General features: G+C 69.9%; 1 protein-coding gene. It reads right to left on the minus strand.

The genetic code is table 11. The features are described from left to right. Positions 1-541, minus strand: a 541-nt coding sequence (locus ABD353_RS40140) for an alkaline phosphatase family protein (RefSeq protein WP_344628628.1), incomplete at both ends; no start/stop codon positions are given.

Here is a 541-nt window from a genome sequence, read left to right on the forward strand (position 1 = left end):
CGTACACCACCGCGTAGGCCGTGTGCTTCCACACCTGGGGGTTGGCCATCAGCGACTGGAGCGCGGTGTTCCCCCAGTGCGCCCCGTAGTTGGGGTTGGCCGCCGGGTGCTCGCTGAACAGGTACGGGGCGACCAGCCAGGAGACCTGCGGCAGCCGGTCGGCCCGCACGTCGGCGGTGAACGCCTCGACCAGCGCGTCGCCCATCGCGAACGGGTCCTTCTCCTTGGCCGGGTCGCCGGCCATCCGCATGCCGCGCTCGTACAGCGGCTCACCGGGCTTGGCCTGCTGGAAGGGGGCGAACCAGGCGAGCGCGTTGTCGTCGTAGTTGTCCAGCGCCTGGTAGGTCTTCCAGCTGATCCCGGCCCGCTCCAGCCGCTCGGCGTAGGTGGTCCACTCGTACCCGCCGGGGACGTAGCTGTTGTCGGTCACCGGGAGGTCCCGGACGGTGCCGCCGCTGGTGCCGGTCATGAAGTGGTCGCGGTTGGTGTTGGTGTTGCACTGCACCGAGGCGTGGTACGCGTCGCAGGTGGTGAAGGCCGA

Source organism: Kitasatospora arboriphila (genome assembly GCF_039528095.1).
Taxonomy (GTDB): domain Bacteria; phylum Actinomycetota; class Actinomycetes; order Streptomycetales; family Streptomycetaceae; genus Kitasatospora; species Kitasatospora arboriphila.